The sequence below is a fragment of the Halococcus agarilyticus genome (genome assembly GCF_000334895.1).
GTDB lineage: Archaea > Halobacteriota > Halobacteria > Halobacteriales > Halococcaceae > Halococcus > Halococcus agarilyticus.
On record NZ_BAFM01000008.1, the window covers coordinates 1 to 16,098 of the forward strand.

Genomic DNA, 16,098 nt, shown 5'->3' on the forward strand with positions numbered 1-16,098 from the left:
CTTTCTGTAGATCTTCCCAGAAGTGTTCTCTCCGACCTGTATTTTCCCGAAAGTCAAGATGATGAAATCGTCAACCAGATTTCTTCAGCACTCAACGCTGGCAAACACATTATTCTTACTGGCCCACCGGGGACCGGAAAAACCGAAATCGCGAGGCTTGTCTGCAAACATCTTGCCGACAAATATGATTCATTGTATACTGGTTATCGGGTGACGACCGCAACCGCGGACTGGTCAACGTTTGAGACTATTGGTGGTTATATGCCGGAGAAAGGCGACGGGGATCTTGGGTTTGAACCCGGTCAAGTACTCAGACGATTCAGGCAAAACGGCGTTCAACAGAATGAGCCGCTCATCGTTGACGAAATCAACCGTGCGGATATCGACAAATCGTTCGGTCAACTGTTTACCCTCCTGTCTGGACAAGGCGTTCAATTGCCGTTCAAACACGACGGAAACGAGATCGAAATTCTCCCGGGAGAGAATTTCGATGAGGAGCCCGAAGCACACCAATACGTGAAACCAGCATCATGGCGACTATTCGCAACCATGAACAGCTACGACAAAACCTCGCTGTATGAACTCTCATACGCATTCATGCGACGATTCTCTTTCATACACGTTGACGCACCAGACGTTCCGGAAGCAAGTGATGAACAGCTTGCGCTAATGGAACAATACGCCGAAGTATGGGACAAATCGCTGAGTGATGATGCGCTCCGTACCGTAGGCGAGGTGTGGCACGCAGCCAACACGGCCATCCAGAACAGAAAAATCGGCCCAGCCATTATTGAGGATATCCTCACCACTCTTGAACAGGCCCCAGATGATTCTGCTGCCCGTAAACGGCTTCTCACACAAGCAATCGCGAACTATCTCTACCCACAGCTGGAAGGTGTTCCGTATCGGAAACGGATGGTTGAACAAATCATCTCTACTGGAGCAGTAAACGGTCAAGTCCTACGGAGACTCGCAAACGACATACTTGATATCGATCTCGATACGAATGAATAGAGACGAACTTCTCGATGAACTCACGCAGGACGTACTCGCGTACGTGATGCACGGGTCGTATCCTGAAAGTCAACTGATCCAGGAGGTCCGACCAGTTGGTCTTGACGAACGGTTTGAAGATTTCGAGTCACTCGTACGTTTACACTTCGTACTCCGTCCAGAAGTCGTACAGTTCGTTGAGAAACTCCCTGATCGTCTTCGGAATGTCAAAACACAGACGGAAAACGTTTCGTCAAGACAACGAGGGCATGTGAGCGGGCGTATAGATTGGCCAGCGACACTTCGCGAGCGACACTCTCGCGCTCCGGGTGACTCCTCGCTGTTCGTTTGTAGAAATCGCTCGGAGAACTACGATATTCAGGAAAATCTCGTCTTGAAACGGCTCCTTTCGATTATCTACTGGACACTACGTGATTGCAGAGAGTATCTGCAGAGAGAGTATGAGTGGGTGACGGACCGATGGAAAGAGAACTTAGAGCTAGTAGACGTGCTGATGGAGATATTTGAGCGCAATGTTCATATATCTCGTATTAGAGATCCGAAAGAATACGAACCGACAGAGCGAATGTTTCGTGCGGCCGAAAAGTCGCGAAGCGAGGTTTATCGACAGGCGGGCAGACTTCTCCGTGAATACAGCGAGGCAGCGGAGGGCGACGGAGAGTCGATCAGGGACCTGCTGAAGGAAACAACGATTACACCTGATGACGACGAAACACTCCTTGAGTTGTTTGTCCTCTTCAAATTCATCAGAGTTATTGAGACCTTTCCTGGTGAAGACTTTCGGATTCGAACTATTGTATCAGGGTCTCAGGAAGTAGCCCGAATGCAGAGTGATGATGCTGAGTTCGTACTCTACCACGATCAGTCGGGAAAAAATAGTGGGCTGAGTTTCGTCACAGCAGAGATGGACACACCACGGCCGGAGCTAAGTCGTGCAGAAATGGTCAAGAGAGAGGCTCAGGAGGTGACGACGCACTACTTTCAGAACGAGGACTCCGTACGACGTACTAAACGGCCAGACGTGATTGTTCTAGAGATTCGGGAAAATGACCGACGTGAGTACTTGATCACAGAGGTAAAGAACTCCGTACGAAAAGAGACCATCCACCGAGGTGTCGAAGAAACTTTGGAATATATCGCATTTCTCCGACAGAATGGAGAGTTTGTTTTTGATCGTAGGACGGATTTCTTCGGCTCGGGATGGAACGGCTTACTTGTGATCCAAGACATCAAAGACGAAGAAACGCGTGAGGTAGACGAACAACGCTCGATCCGTATTCTTCAAGCCTCAGAAGTCGAAGAGCGACTACAGGACGTTCTTGAAGCTATTGTCGACTGAACACAGCGAATAAGCGGAGGCTCACCGGGTCGGGCGGGCGACGGTCGAGCGCGAGAGCGAGCACACCGTCACCGTTCGGCTGACCGCGCGGTACAAGCCCGCGGCCGACGCCGGCGGGGCCGCGGACGGCGAGGCGGTCGAAACGGACCGCTGGGGGTACACCGAGACCGAGGCGCTTCCCGCGCTGCGGGTGACCGATCTCACCGCGGACCAGGCGGACCTGATCTGTGCGTTCGTGCCGAGAGCGGTCGACGAGGCCGGCGGGTTCGCGGGCTTTCGCGAGACCGCGACGAAGACGAACTCGCTCGTGGATCGGTTGCGGGGACTGACGCTGCCCGAGCCAGGCGACGTCGCCGAGGGCGTGGCGAGCTATCGCCGGACGAAAGAGCGCGCGGCGGAGCTGGACGAGCAGATCGAGCGCACCGACGAGTTGATCGACGAGATCGTGTACGAGCTGTACGGACTGACCGACGAGGAAATCGAGATCGTGGAGGAGGCAGTCGGGGAGTAGCGTCCGCGAGTGACTGAGCGAAGCGAGGCAGCGAGCGGCTCACCGGGTCGAACCCGAAGTTCCCGCGAGCCAGAGGCGAGCGGGAGCACGGAAGAGCTTCGCTCTTCCGGAGGGTGAGACTCGGCCTTTTTGATCGATGTTTTTGTGCCGAGCGGTGCGAGGCGTGAACGAAGTGAGCGCCTCGATGCGAACGGCGAGGTACGAGCCGTGAACGGAGCGAGCGCACCCGAGGTGGTTCGAGACGCCTTCGGCGTCTCGTCACTAAGCGGGACCGAAGGTCCCGCGAGGTCGTCGGGCGGCGAAGTCGCCCGACTGCAAGCGATTCCTTCGGAATCGCACTGTCCAAAAGAGCCGAAGACTCTTTTGAGGATCACGAAAGACGCTTCGCGTCTTTCGAACGACGGAAAAACGTCGGAGCCGATGAAGTAAAAAGGTGGAGGCCGTAGAAACACCAAATGGCGCGTTCCGAGCCGGCCGATTCCGACGACGATCTCGCCCACGCGGTTGGCCTGTATGCCCTCGGGGAGGTCAACGAGGGGAAGGCCGCGGAGATAGCGGGCGTCACGCGATGGGAGATGCGCGACATCCTCGAAGACGCCGGTCTCGAACTCCGTCATGGCCCACGAACGGTCGCCGGAGCGCGCGACGACGCGGGCCTCGCTCTCGACGAGAACGGTAATGGCGAATGAGCTTCGCTCGCCGGTCGTTCTCGACGCGACAGTGCTCTCGAACCTCGCCATCACCGACGATGTCGACCGTCTCGATACGCTTCCGGCCCGTTTCGTGACCGTCGAAGCAGTCACGGACGAGCTTCGGACGGACTCGAAGCGGGGTACGATCATCTCGATCGGGCGATCGGCGCGACGGACGTGATCGCCGTCGAAAGCGAACCGGGAAACGACGTACTCGATCACCTCGATCGCGGGGAGTCGTACGCACTTGCCGCCACACGGGAGCGTTCAGGAACGCTCGCAACGGACGATCGTCCAGCGCGCGAGCTCGCGGCCGAACGCGACGTCGAACTCACTGGCTCAGTCGGTATTCTCGTTCGGCTCGTTCTCCGCGACGAACTCTCGGTCAGAGAGGCGGATGGGATTCTCGAACGGTGGGTCGAAGCGGGCCGCTACCGCTCTCCCGTCGAAAGCGTTCGTGAGGTCCTCGAACGAAGCGAGTGAACCGAAGTCGGTGGATCGAACCACGCGCCTCACACTGGAAAGTCGGCGTCGGGATCGACCACCCGATCCGGCTCGTCGGGCACGCGCCAGTCGGTCGTGAGTTCGAGAAGCTGGGCGAGGATGCGCCCGGTAGCCCCCCACACCACGTACTCGTCGACCCGGAAGAAGTGAAGCCGGATCTCGCCGTAGTATGGGTGATCGCGGCGTTCGGAGTCGTAGTTCGCCGGATCGGTGAGTGCCGCCACCGAGAGAACTGCAACCTCGGCGACCTCGCGCTCGTCGGGGACGTACTCGCGGTCGGGAACGCGGGCGACGAACGGCCGGACCGCGTACTCCGTCACGGTCCGGATGTCGTCGAGCCGGCCGACCACCTCGGCGGTCGCCGGATCGAGCCCGATCTCCTCGTTCGCCTCCCGGAGCGCGGTCGCGGTGAGGTCCTCGTCGCTCGGTTCGCGACCGCCGCCGGGAAAGCTCATCTGGCCCGGATGCTCGCCGAGGTGGTCGGCGCGCTTGGTAAAGAGGAGATGCGGCCCGTCCCCGCGGGTGATGACCGGCGCGAGCACGGCCGCCTCCCGCTGCTCGTCGGTGACCGCCGTGGCCGCGTACCGAGCCACCCGCGCGAGGTCCATATCCACCGGACGTACCGCCGGGGCTTAATTCGTCCGTTCGTCGATCTCGGCCGTGACGCTCTCGGCGCGCTCGTCGGCCGCATCCGTCTCCATCGTCGCGTCGTCGAGCCGGTCGCGAACGCCGCCGAGTTCGACCGGGGCCCACGCTTCGAGATCGTAGCTCACGTCCAACAGCTGGGAGATCCGCGCGTGGTCGTCGTCCGCGACCGCCCGCGCCGCGTCGGCACGAAATCGCTCCTCGGCGACGGCCCCGAGCGCCGCACGGTCGACCTCGCGCGGCTCGATATCGAGGATGTGTGGGAGGTCCTCGGCCCGGTCGGGAAGTGTCGGAAACGCCGTCGGACCGACGGCGAGCAGCGGTTCGTCCGCGGTCGGCTCCGACTGCGTCCCAGCGAGGTCCATGGGATCGATCGCGACGAGCCGGTAGGCCGTGATCGCGTCGTCGAACGCGCCCTCCGGTTCGAACTCGGTGCCACGCTTGAACGCGAGCTCGTCGCACGCCTGGAGTAGTTCGGGACGGGTGAGCGCCCCGAACAGGTCGACCACGCCCGCGAGCTCGTCGTGGCTGAACTCCATCGCGAGGCGTTTCGACGGGGCGTCGTTTAGCCCTTGGCGTCCGGCGTCGGTCCACTGCCTGTGGCGGCCGCGAGATCCGCTCGCGCCGCCTCGCGAACTCGCTCGGGATCGAGAGCTGTGTCTGCCCACGCCGGGAGCCTGGTGTCTGCACCCGGTGGTTCGATCGCCGCGGCGTACCGCGAGACCTGGTCGCGCTCGGCCGCCCGGTCGTAGTCGAGCCCGTTGTGCGCGGCGTCGGCGGCGTACTGGTCGACGAGCGTCCCCGCGGCGCTCTCGTAGCGCGCGGGGAGCGTCTCGTATGCCGGTTCGACGCCGTGTTTCTCGATCGTGCGAAAGACCGCCGCGCCGACCGCGCGGCTCATCGCCGCCAGCCCCGCCGACCCGCCGACGTCGCGGTGATCGTGGACGTGGGTGCCGAGGTCTACTTGAGCAGTGCCCGCGAACCCCACGGCGTCGAACGCGGCCCCGAGCGTGTCGATTTCGAGCCCCCACTCCCGACTCACCCGGAGCCGGCGCGCGAGATCGGCCGTGAGCGCGACCTCGCCCGCGAGCGCGTACCGGAACGAATCGAGATAGGAGAGGATCGCCGCGTCGTGGCGCTCGGCGAGCGCGCACACCAGGGGCGTGTAGAACAGCCGAAACAGCCGGCCGAACAGTCGATTGCGCTCGATGCGGGCGTAGTACCCCTTCACGAACCCGAACTCGTCCGCGAGCGGCGCGAGCAGCGTGGGAACGTCTCCCGCCGAGTACGAGGTCGCGTCGGCGTCGTGGATCACGACGTACTCGGTGTCGAGCGCGGCGACCCCGAGCGCCAGCCAGACGTCCCGCCCTTTGCCCTGTGCGCCGTCGAGACCGTGCTCGGCCAGGAGCGCCCGCACCCGCCGGCCGCCACACCAGAGCGTCTCGACCGGATCGAACGCCCCGAGCCACGCGTCGAACGCGCCGACGTTCTCGGGCTCGGTCCGGAGCGCGACGAGCACCCGTTCGGGGTCGACGTCCGCGAGCGTCGAAAGGACCCGCTCGGCCGCCGGCGTCCGGTACTCACGGTCGGTCATCGGCACGACGACGGTCGCCCGGTCGGTGGGCGCGTCCGGGACGGCGTCGCCGAAGTCGTGCAGCGTCGCGATCCGCTCCTGGACGTACTCCACGGCTACGCTCCCCGTCCGGCCGTCGTCACGATCGGCGACCGGTCGGCGCACAGCAGCGCGCGTCGTCCAGTCGCGACGATCGTTCGACCGGACATCCGATGCGGAACCGACGGACACAGCAGGCCGGACGGCGGGCTCCGTGACACGGTTGTCGGTACGCGGAGCGCACAATCAAGCCTTCCGGAACGCGTCGTGGTCGTCGACCCGTGGGGTCGGCGACACGGTCAGTTCTCGACGGTGGCGTCGTGAAAAGGCACGGGAGATGATGCCAGGGCAACGGACCGGATCCCGTGCGCACGGAACCAGAGGCGGTTCCACTCGAACGGACGATCCCCACCATTCAATACTTACTCCCTGCATCGTGTGTCACGTCGTGAAACATGTGTCACCCTCCGAACAGCGGAGGGGTCACTCCTGTGGAACCGGGGCGTCGGCGCGCGTGGCGGCGCTCCGGTGGTCGTCGTAGACGCCGCACGCCCACGTTCGGAGCGTCTCGTCGGTGCTGTCGAGACACTCGCGAAGGACGCCGCGCTCGTCGTGCGTGCTGATCAGCACGCGCTCGTCGAAGACCGCGAGACCGAACGCGAGGTCGTCGGGGTACAGGTACAGCGTGAAGTTGTCGAGCGAGTAGGCGTCGTCGAGTGCCTCCTCGTAGTCGGTCGAGGAGGTCTCGAACACCGACTCGTCGATGAGCATCTCCATCTCCGTGTCGGTGGCGATGAGTTCCTGGGCGGCCTCGTTGAACCGCGGGCTGACGACTCCCGAGATGGCGTAGAATTTCTCGGTCGTGGTCGTCGCGAGCCCGTCGGCGAAGTGGGCGGCCGCCGCGTGGGGGTTTTCGGGCGTGCTCGTCACGAGGGTCGCCTCCGAGAGCGCGGCGAGCGGGAGCGTAGTGGCGAGGTCGCCGAGCCGATTCAGGAACGGCCCCCACTCGTCCACCCGGTCGATCGCGGATTCGAGCGCCGCGTAGTGGCCGAGAACGAGGTCACCACCGACGGTGAGGCGGTACTCGCCGTCGATCTGTTCCACCCAGCCTCGGTCGGTGAGCCCGTCGAGCGCGCGGTGGACGGTCGAGCGCGACAGGTCGCACGCCTCGGTGAGTTCGCACTGGCGGTGGGGCTGCTCGCGGAGCGTTTCGAGGATCCGCACCCGGTTCGCCGAGCCGGCCAGAAACGCGACGTGCTCGCGCGGTCCCATTGGTTCGGACCTCTTGGACATGACGGTATATGTCTTTTGGAGGCCTGGGAGGAAAGTCACATCCGACCCACGAGTCGAGGGCTCGCTCACTCGAACGTCGCGTCGAACGCGTCCGCCCCCATCGCGTCCGCCCGCCCCGAATCGACGTTCGCCACGACGTGTTCCGGACTGCGCATCCCGACGAGCGCGCACGTCACGCCAGGCCCCGAGCGCGCGAACGTGAGCGCCTTCGCGGCCGGCGTGTCGCCGTCGAGTCGGTCGGCGACGTCGGTCGGGATTTCGTCCGCGAGGCGACCCTGAGCGAGCGGGGCGCTCACGAACACGTCGAGTCCGGCCTCGCGTGCGAACCGGAGCGCACTTTGGGGGCCATCGGGCCCGTCGTGGGCCGCGACGGTGAACGCGTCGGCCATGACGACGTTGAACGGGAGCTGAACGGCGCGAAAGTGAGTCGCGTCGTTGCCCGCGGTCCGGGCGGCGTCGCGGGCGCGCGAGACGACCTCCGGGAGCGAGAGGTGGTTCGGATCGTCGGGTGCGACACGGAACGCGTCCCACGTCGCGACGCCGTAGTGTCGGAGGTCCCCCACAGCGGCACGCTCCTCGAGCCTCGCGAACGTCGCCTCCAGATCGTCGTAGACGGCCCCACGCGAGCGCTCGTCGAGCTGGAACTCGGGGTTGTGGACGTAGTAGCAGTCGACCGTCTCGATCCCGAGGTTCGCGAGCGAACGGTCGAGCTGATCGTCGACGAACGCGGGCGCGAGGCAGTGCATTCCGCGAACGAGGTCGTCGGGGTCGATGATCCCGCTCTCGACGTACTCTTCGCGGACGAACTTTCCGGGGTCGTCGGGTCGCTCGCCGTCGAAGGGGACGAACCCGCCCTTGGTGGCGATCGCCACCGCGTCGCGATCGACCTCGGCGGCATCGAGCGCGCGCCCGACGACCCGCTCCGAACGCTGGTGACGGTAGTTGATCGCGGTGTCGAGCACGTTGATCCCGGATTCGAGCGCCCGCACGACCGAGGCGTGGTACGAGTCGTCGACTTCGTCAGTTGGGTCGCCGAGGTAGGTGCCGAGGCCGATGCTGGAGACGATGCAGTCGCCGAAGCGCCGGAAGTACGTCCGGCCGAATTCTTCAGTATGGCGGTCGCGGTACGCCCACGTCGCCTCGCTGGTTGCCATGCGGGCGATTGGTGGCTCGTGGGGATATGCTGTCGGTCGGAGCGGCTACCGCGAGGTTCCGCGGGCCACTGTACTCGCGGGAGTTCGCCTGGACGTCACGGTGGGCGGTCGCCGACGACGAGCTCGGTTTCCACCAGCCGCTCGTGCGCACGCCGGAACCGCTCGGAGAGCGCCTGGTGGGAGATGTCGAGATCGTCGGCGAGATCGGCCGCCGTGATGTCGCGCGGGATCTCGTAGTATCCGGCCTCGAACGCAGTGAGAAGTGCCTCGCGCTGTTCGTCGGTCAGCTCCGACCGGGCCGACCCGCCACCGTCGAAAGTCGAAATCCTCCGGCACTCGTCCCCACAATCGAGGTCGTCCATGGCGTCGTGCGCCCGTGCGATCCCGTCGCGGTCGGGAGCCAGCAGCCGGAGTTTCCATTCGCCGCCCGCCCCCCGCATGGACAGGAGCGTGACGTCCGCGGCGACGAGTCGTTGGATGAGCCGGCGGGGGCGACCGTCCCACGTCACCCGATACGTCCACCCGTCCGCGCGCTCGCCGAAGCGCTCGACCGCCGCGACCCCTGAATCGGATCGCAGTGCGGCGTCGACGGCGCGCTCGCGCTCCTCGGTCCGGACGACCAACAGCGCGTGGTCGTCGGGGTTGGCGATGGCGGCTTCGCACTCGACGCGCGCGTCGGGAACCCGCTCGAACAGGTCGGCGAGCGCGAACCCCTTCGCCGGAAGCACGAACTGTGCGGTGCTCGCGTCGGTGGATGTCGAGGGCGTCCGCGGCGTCGGGGCTCCCGCCGAATCGGTACGTTCGCTCATTTGTTGGCATGCCGCGACGAATGTGCCTCACGGACTTCGGCCCCCGAGCGGAGTTTGTCCTCGCAGTTCGGACAGACGCGCACGTCGTCCATTCCCGTCGGGGCGAACACTCGCACGTACCGGTCGGTCACGAATCCCTTGCAGTTTTTGCAAGCGGGCATGGTAAGCAAAGAGAACGGCCGACTATCGGATTGGGGTTGGCAGTACCCTTGTACCCGTTTTAGTAAGGGGGGGGGAATGAAACTCGAGTCGACCTCACGGTTCCGTGCTCGCTCAGGTCGGGACGTCGGCACAGTGGCTCGGCGTGGCGGCCGCGCGGTCAGCTGTCGAGCATGACCGTGTTGGCGAAGACGCGGTGGGTGCCGCGGTTGAGTCGACGGGCGAACGCCTGGCGGCTGATGTCGGTCGCCGTCCCGAGTTCGGTGAGCGAGGTGGTGCGGGGGACCTCGTAGTAGCCCGCCTCGAACGCGCGCGTGACCGCCTCGTGTTGTTTCGCCGAAAGCCCGAACTGAGGTTCGTCGGGCTCCTCGGGTTCGGGGTGGATCTCCTTCACTGTCACGGGAACGTCGTGGGTGAGGCAGTCGTCGTAGAACGACGAGAGCGCCTCGCGGTCGCCGGCACGAAGCGCGAAGGTCCATTCCTCGGCGGTGCCGGTGGCCCACTCGACGATGATCTCGTTGGTCGCGATCGCGGTGAGAAAGCCGTCGACGCCGTCGGCCCACTCGATCTCGTAGAGGACCTTCCCGGCGAGACCGTTGAGCCTGGTGAGCGCGCCGACGATCGGGTCGTCGCGGACCGTCGCCTCGAACGATTCGATGTCGCCGTCGAAGTTCGTGACCCAGAAATGCGGCAGGGGATCGTCGGTGATGGCGACGAACTCGCTGAGTTCGATCTCGGCGGCCGTGCCCGTGAACACCTGCCCGAGTTCGAAGCCCCCGGCCGGCAGGCTGATGCGCGCGATGACGCTCATCGGTCTACCGCTCCCTCCCGTTCCGATCGGTGATACTGCGATTCGTGCGGGCGGCCGTCGTGTGTGGTGCGTGCATCGGTAGATCACCGTGCTGAGCTCGCTCTTGGAATGGAGAATTCCCCTGCCTGCCTCCCCACGGCCGGCCGGTTGTCCGCGCTGGGAACGCCCATCAGTGTGACTGCAAGTCCCGTACTGAATGGCAAGGGGTTGCATACGTAAAGGTGCTGTGACAACTGTGGGTTACAGCGTCGGTGAAATCGGGGACGCACTACTCGTCGCGGAGTTCGCTGTCGACGTGGTGGCCGGTTTCGGTGGCGTGCTCGATGGCGAGTGTGCCGAGTTCGTGACGATCGTGGTCCTCGATGCTGGCGGACCACTCGCAGTCGTGGCAGTAGTTGCACTCGACCCAGCGCACACGAGTCGCTACGCCGCCCTCCCTCATTGTAGTTCGTGTTGCATATGTCACCGGTTCATACGCAGCACGTCGATCGGACCGGCGCGAGAGGGCTGTAAACTATCGCCTCATCCACCCCGGTACGCGTCGATCGCCGCCCGGTAGCCCTCGCGGTAGGTCGGGTACGTGAGTTCGTAGCCGAGATCGCGGAGCCTGTCGTTCGCACACCGTTTCGAGGTCTCGATACGCCGTCGTGCAGCGTCCGAGAGATCGCCGTCTTCGAGGCGCTCGGCTTTCGTTCGCTTCTCGGGGCGCGGAACGTCGCACTCGTCGGCGAGCCAGTCGGCGAAGGCGTGCTTCGAGACGGGTTCGTCGTCGACCACGAGCACCGTGTCGTCGCGGGCGGCGTCGGCGTCGAGGAGGAACCGGATCGCGCCGGCGGCGTCGTCGCGGTGGATCATGTTGAGATAGCCCGCCGTCACGGGGCCATCGAGGTAGCGATCGAGCCGGTAGCGGTCGGGGCCGTACAGCCCCGCGAACCGCGCGACCGTTCCCGCAATACCGTGATCGCTGGTTTCCTCGCGGGCGATTCGCTCGGCTTCGGCGAGCACCTCTGTCTTCTCGGTCGTCGGCTCGATCGGGGTGTCCTCGTCGACCCAGCCGCCGTCGTGATCGCCGTAGACGCCGGTCGAGGAGGTGTAGACCAGGCGGTCGGGCGCGTGGTCGCGCGCGCCGAAGACCCCGATCGCGGTCCGGAGGCCGTCCACGTAAATCTCGCGCGCAGCGTCGGCCCCTCGCCCGCCCGAACTCGCCGCGAACACCACGGCGTCGACGTCTGGAACGCGCGCGAGGGCGTCGGGATCGGTGACGTCCGCTTGGATGGCCTCGAACCCGGCGTGTTCGATCCGTTCGACGCCGTCCGCCGAGCGGCGCACCCCGACGACGTCGTGATCGGGTGCGAGCTGGCGACCGAGTTCGAGGCCGACGTAGCCACACCCCAAAACGACGACGCGACTCACGGTTTGCGCTCCTCGATGTAGCCGTGGATCGTGGCGAGTTCGTCGAGGTCCATCGGGAGCCGGCCCTCGATCTTCTGCTGGATCTCGCGGGCGTCGAGCGCGCCGTCGATCCCCGATTCGACCGCCTCGACGTCGAGCACGGCGGTGGTCATCCCCATCAGGAGGTGATCGCGGGTTTCGAGCACGATGGCCTCCGCGTCGGGTTCGTCCTCACTCACGGAGAGGATCGCCGCTGCCTCTTCGAGCGTGAGTTCGGGTGATTCGCCCTCGGCGAGCACGTCGACCGGTTCGCTCGCGACGCCAGCCTCGTCGGCGACGACCTCGACACCGTGTTCCTCGATCACGGTCCGGAGGCGCTGGTCGTAGCGCGCGCGGAGTTCGTCGGGCGAGAGACTGCCCGCATCGTCGACGTCGTGGAGCATATTCGGAGTACCGCTCGCCGACGTAAGTGAATTGAGTTCGGTCGCGGAGCGGGCGGCGAACGCGTCGTCGTAGCTCGCGATGCGCCCCAATCCCTCGATCAGCCCCGTTGTGGCGGCGAACTCCGCAACGGGTCCGGTGCGGCCGGCCGCGACGCGGGCCGCACCGAGCGGGTCGCCGAGTGCGCGCGCCGCCAGCGCCTGATCGTGGCCTGCGGCGAGCGCGACGAACCGGTCGGCGGCGATCAGCAGCGCCGTTGCCCCGTCGTCGTAGACGTACTCCCCGGTCTCGATCCGGGTTCGCACGCTGGCGACGGACCGGCCGACGAGTGCGCCGACGACACTCGCACGACAGGCAGGGCTCGCCGCCAGACGACCCTCCTCCGGGCAGTCGGTGGCGTCGACGACGAGTCGGTGACCCTCGATGCGTGGCTCACAGCCGCAGTCGTCGACTCGTCTGCCCGCTATCGACTGGCCCGACGCATCCTGCATGCCGCACGGTGGCTTCGGCTTCCGATTTGAACCTTCGCCGGCAGCGGTTGGGTGGTTGTAGTGCGGCCGCGGTCGCGGTGCGGTCCCTGGCGTCCCGACGAGCGTAGCGAGTCGGGGCTCAGGAGAGTTTGCTCTCCTGGTGGATGAAGGGCGAGCGAACGGAGTGAGCGAGGGCTTCGGCGGTGCTGTGCGGTGGCGGTTGCGGGGAGCGCCAGCAGTCGTACCCCGAGTGAGCGCGAAGTCGTCCGAAACGGCTTCGCCGTTTCGTGATGCCGAAAATCGCGGCGCGATTTTCGGACCACGCGAACGAGCGGGTGTTTTTAGTCGAGGTTTTTTGCAAGGTCGTACGGAACGGCGGAGCCGTTCCGTGATGCCAGAAATCTCTGATTTCTGAGCACCCCGAGGGAGCGAAGTGACCGAGTGGGGACGAAGTAAAAAAGTCGTCAGGCGAGACTCGACCCGTCGAACTCACTGCGGTCGTAGTCGATCTCCATCGCGTCGAGCAGCGTCGGAGCGATGTCGAACAGGTCGGTGTCGTCACCGACCCGAGCATTGGCGTCGTCGACGAACAGGCAGGCGTTGTCGAAGCTGTGCATCCCGTTGCGCGGCCCGGTGTCGAAGACGCTGCCGTGGCCAGAGAAGCCCGCCTTGAGGTCGAAGCCGTGGTTCGGGATCGCCACCAGATCGGGCGCGATGTCGTCGTGAGCGCCGCGGAAGGCGTCCTCCTTCTCGACGACGCGCTCGCAGACCTTCCGGCCGTCGGGGCCTTCGAGCGTTTCGAGCGCCTTCTTCAGCTCGGTGCGTTTCTCCTCGTAGTCGTCCTCGGCGACGCCGCCGCGTGGCTCGCGGCCCTCGAGGTTGATGTAGAAGCGACCCGGAATGAACGCGTAGGCCTCGGTGTCATCGGAGATGTCCGCGAGGCTCTCGTGGTCGTCCTCGGCGAAGTCGAGCCAGCCCTCCTGTTCGAGCCACTCGTTGAAGTGGACCTCGTGGTCCTGGACGGTGAAGCCGTGATCGGAGGCGACCGCCATCGTGACGTCGTCGGGGAGCATCTCGCGCAGCCGGCCGAGGTACTCGTCGACCTTCTTGTAGAACTCGAAGAACTCCTGCTTGTACTCGCCGTCACGCTCGTAGTCCTCGAACAGGAAGTGGTTCACCCGGTCGGTGGTCATGAACACGCCGAAGAGGAGGTCCCAGTCGTCCTGCTCGACGTAGTGCGAGAAGGCCTCGAAGCGCGCGTCGAGCGTGGCGTGGGCGTCCTCGAGGAACTCGGTCTTGTCGTCGTCGTGACCGAGCTTCGCGTTGTTGTCGATCCGGTAGTCGAGCGCGTTGAGAGTATCCCGGAGTTCGTCGGGGTAGGCGGCTTCGTCGACGCCGGGCGAGAGAAAGCCCGAGACCATCCGCTGGACGTCGCGCTGGGGCGGGAACGTCACGGGGACGTTCATCACGGTGGCGTCGCGGCCCTCGTCCTCGACGCGGTCCCAGACCCGGGTCGCCTGCACGTCCCGGCCCATCGGCACGTAGGTGTCGTAGGAGCCGACCTCCCGATCCTGGAAGCCGTAGACGCCGGTCTCGCCGGGGTTCACACCGGTCGTGAGCGAGGGCCAGCACGCGCTCGATTCGGGAGGCACGATCGAGTCGATCGCGCCCGCGCTGCCGTCGCGGGCGAGCGCGGTGAGGTTCTCGAAGACGTCCGGGTTGTCCTCGATCAGGCTGTACGGAACGCCGTCGATGCCGAAGAAGGCGACGCGCGGGGCGTCGTCGCCGCGGATGCGGTCGAACAGTCCCATGGGGCGGCTACTCCCGAGGGGCACAAAGAACGTTCGTTTCGGCATCACCCCTCACGGCGTCGGGACTGTCGGGGAGCCGTCGCGCGGTCAGTGCTCGCCGAGCGGCTGTCCACAGGCCGGACAGCGCGCTGTCCCGTCGTCCGCGTCGTCGGATTCGGGCGCGAGACTTTCGGGAACCACCGTCAGGTGATGCAAGCCAGCAGCGGGACGTTTTGCGGCCATCACGACCATCGCTACGGCTCCCGTCCTCAAAAGACTACCCATAATTCTAACACATTCGCCCCGACACCTGCATAACCGTGAGGAATACGAGGGTTTTCCCCGGCGGAACTCGTCGGTCGAGTATGTTCGAGCGAAACGTCGGTGGCTTCGATCGGATCGCTCGCGGCGTGGTAGGCACGTGCCTCGTCGCGGTCGCGTTCGGCGCGCTTCGCGCCGATCGGCGCTCGATGGCGGTCGTCGCGGCGCTCGGGAGCGCCGGCCTGCTGTTCAACTTCGCCACGGCGCGCTGTGGGTTGAACAAGCTGCTCGGTGTCGACACCTGTCCGCGGGAGTGACGGCTCGCGTGCTTGACTTTTGTGGTGGCGTGCGCTCACGCTCGTGTGTGAGCGGTGCGAGGCGCGAACGGAGTGAAGCGCCTCGATGCGAGCGGGGAGCACAGCGACCCGTGAGCGACAGCGAGCACCGAGCGTGCAACACCGTGCGAGGGATGACTGAGTGAGGGCCATCGGCCCGAGCGAAGGAATCGGCTGGGGAGGGTGTGGCACTCATTTGTGTCGGATGTAGCATCCGAAACCGTTACTGAGCCGAGAACAGGCACTTCTCCGTCGAATCAGCATACCGATCTTCCCACAAAAACGACTCGCGGACTCAGCCGAACTGTTCGGCGTAGAGGTCCTGGGCGTGTTCGATCGCGTCGTAGGCCGCCTGGCGATCCTCCCAGCCCTGGGTCTCGACTTCCTTCCCTTCCTCCAGGTTCTTGTACGTCTCGAAGAACTCGTCGATCTCGTCGAGCTGTTGCTGGGGGATGTCCTCCAGATCCTCGATGTGATCGTAGCGGGGATCCTCGCTCGGAACGGCGATCACCTTGTCGTCCTGCTCGCCGTCGTCGTCCATCCGCATCAGCGCCACGGGGCGGGCCTCGATGATGCAGCCGGGGAACGTCCGATCCTCGACGAGCACCAGGACGTCGAAGGGGTCCTCGTCGTCGTAGTAGCTCTGTGGGATGAACCCGTAGTCGGAGGGGTAGTGAACGTTCGAGTGGAGCACGCGATCGAGGACGACGCCGGGAACGTCCTTGTCGTACTCGTACTTGTTGCGCTCGCCCTTGAGACACTCCACGACCGCGTAGATCTCTTCCGGCGGATCGGGGCCCGTTTCGAGGTCTTCCCAGAGGTTCGTCATCGACCGAACCTGCACGAGGCAGCCAAAAAGTATTTTC

Annotated in this window: 19 protein-coding genes and 1 pseudogene; 7 read left to right on the plus strand and 13 right to left on the minus strand. The window is 64.7% G+C overall.

Annotated features, from left to right (window positions below):
• The 6 genes and pseudogenes from TX76_RS17040 to TX76_RS07780 all read left to right on the plus strand — a co-directional run.
• Positions 1-1,014: AAA family ATPase (locus TX76_RS17040; RefSeq protein WP_154019034.1), on the plus strand; the 1,014-nt coding region annotated here is incomplete at its 5' end.
• The gene (locus TX76_RS07760; protein ID WP_049901259.1) at positions 1,007-2,353 is read left to right on the plus strand and encodes a hypothetical protein; all 1,347 of its coding nucleotides are present in this window, start codon (positions 1,007-1,009) and stop codon (positions 2,351-2,353) included. The genes TX76_RS17040 and TX76_RS07760, both read left to right, overlap by 8 nt.
• 25 nt (positions 2,354-2,378) lie before the next feature.
• A pseudogene (locus TX76_RS07765) lies at positions 2,379-2,864 on the plus strand (Eco57I restriction-modification methylase domain-containing protein); the annotation flags it as partial.
• A 455-nt stretch (positions 2,865-3,319) separates the two neighbouring features.
• Positions 3,320-3,553, plus strand: coding sequence for a UPF0175 family protein (locus tag TX76_RS07770; RefSeq protein ID WP_049901263.1), 234 nt, complete (start codon positions 3,320-3,322; stop codon positions 3,551-3,553).
• A complete protein-coding gene (locus TX76_RS07775; RefSeq protein WP_049901265.1) occupies positions 3,543-3,737 on the plus strand; it encodes a hypothetical protein in 195 nt (64 codons plus the stop codon). The genes TX76_RS07770 and TX76_RS07775 overlap by 11 nt, the downstream gene beginning before the upstream one ends.
• Entirely contained in the window at positions 3,734-4,039 is a 306-nt protein-coding gene (locus tag TX76_RS07780) for a hypothetical protein (RefSeq protein WP_049901268.1), read from the plus strand. The genes TX76_RS07775 and TX76_RS07780 overlap by 4 nt, the downstream gene beginning before the upstream one ends.
• A gap of 29 nt (positions 4,040-4,068) precedes the next feature.
• Here TX76_RS07780 and TX76_RS07785 read toward each other — a convergent pair whose 3' ends face one another.
• From TX76_RS07785 to TX76_RS07830, 12 genes are all read right to left on the minus strand, one after another.
• On the minus strand, positions 4,069-4,668 hold the full coding sequence (locus tag TX76_RS07785; RefSeq protein ID WP_049901270.1) for an NUDIX hydrolase: 600 nt from the start codon (positions 4,666-4,668) through the stop codon (positions 4,069-4,071).
• A gap of 24 nt (positions 4,669-4,692) precedes the next feature.
• On the minus strand, positions 4,693-5,244 hold the full coding sequence (locus tag TX76_RS07790; RefSeq protein WP_049901272.1) for a DUF7109 family protein: 552 nt from the start codon (positions 5,242-5,244) through the stop codon (positions 4,693-4,695).
• A 26-nt stretch (positions 5,245-5,270) separates the two neighbouring features.
• Positions 5,271-6,392 (minus strand): glycosyltransferase family protein, encoded by a 1,122-nt coding sequence (locus TX76_RS07795; protein ID WP_049901527.1) that lies wholly within the window; start codon positions 6,390-6,392, stop codon positions 5,271-5,273.
• 408 nt (positions 6,393-6,800) lie between these two features.
• Complete coding sequence (locus TX76_RS07800) at positions 6,801-7,589, minus strand: helix-turn-helix transcriptional regulator (RefSeq protein WP_049901274.1); 789 nt, start codon at positions 7,587-7,589, stop codon at positions 6,801-6,803.
• Between the two features lie 86 nt (positions 7,590-7,675).
• A complete protein-coding gene (locus tag TX76_RS07805) occupies positions 7,676-8,764 on the minus strand; it encodes an aldo/keto reductase (protein ID WP_049901276.1) in 1,089 nt (362 codons plus the stop codon).
• A 95-nt stretch (positions 8,765-8,859) separates the two neighbouring features.
• Positions 8,860-9,573, minus strand: a complete 714-nt coding sequence (locus TX76_RS07810) for a helix-turn-helix domain-containing protein (RefSeq protein WP_049901278.1) — start codon at positions 9,571-9,573, stop codon at positions 8,860-8,862.
• Positions 9,570-9,734, minus strand: a complete 165-nt coding sequence (locus TX76_RS18740) for a DUF7563 family protein (RefSeq protein WP_449404482.1) — start codon at positions 9,732-9,734, stop codon at positions 9,570-9,572. The genes TX76_RS07810 and TX76_RS18740 overlap by 4 nt, the downstream gene beginning before the upstream one ends.
• 158 nt (positions 9,735-9,892) lie before the next feature.
• Positions 9,893-10,543 (minus strand): helix-turn-helix domain-containing protein, encoded by a 651-nt coding sequence (locus TX76_RS07815; protein ID WP_049901279.1) that lies wholly within the window; start codon positions 10,541-10,543, stop codon positions 9,893-9,895.
• A 268-nt stretch (positions 10,544-10,811) separates the two neighbouring features.
• Positions 10,812-10,958, minus strand: coding sequence for a hypothetical protein (locus TX76_RS18065; protein ID WP_195156030.1), 147 nt, complete (start codon positions 10,956-10,958; stop codon positions 10,812-10,814).
• Between the two features lie 107 nt (positions 10,959-11,065).
• Complete coding sequence (locus TX76_RS07820) at positions 11,066-11,956, minus strand: SDR family oxidoreductase (protein ID WP_049901281.1); 891 nt, start codon at positions 11,954-11,956, stop codon at positions 11,066-11,068.
• Complete coding sequence (locus TX76_RS18070) at positions 11,953-12,867, minus strand: DUF5791 family protein (RefSeq protein ID WP_195156023.1); 915 nt, start codon at positions 12,865-12,867, stop codon at positions 11,953-11,955. Before TX76_RS18070 ends, TX76_RS07820 begins: the two co-directional genes overlap by 4 nt.
• Positions 12,868-13,310: 443 nt before the next feature.
• On the minus strand, positions 13,311-14,657 hold the full coding sequence (locus TX76_RS07830; RefSeq protein ID WP_049901282.1) for an alkaline phosphatase family protein: 1,347 nt from the start codon (positions 14,655-14,657) through the stop codon (positions 13,311-13,313).
• Between the two features lie 344 nt (positions 14,658-15,001).
• Here TX76_RS07830 and TX76_RS07835 point away from each other — a divergent pair, with 344 nt between their 5' ends.
• Complete coding sequence (locus TX76_RS07835) at positions 15,002-15,214, plus strand: YgaP family membrane protein (RefSeq protein WP_049901284.1); 213 nt, start codon at positions 15,002-15,004, stop codon at positions 15,212-15,214.
• 313 nt (positions 15,215-15,527) lie between these two features.
• Here the strand turns inward: TX76_RS07835 and TX76_RS07840 are convergent, their stop codons facing one another.
• Positions 15,528-16,061 carry an inorganic diphosphatase gene (locus TX76_RS07840; RefSeq protein WP_049901286.1) on the minus strand — a complete coding sequence of 178 codons (534 nt, stop codon included), beginning with the start codon at positions 16,059-16,061 and terminating at the stop codon, positions 15,528-15,530.
• Positions 16,062-16,098 lie beyond the last annotated feature (37 nt).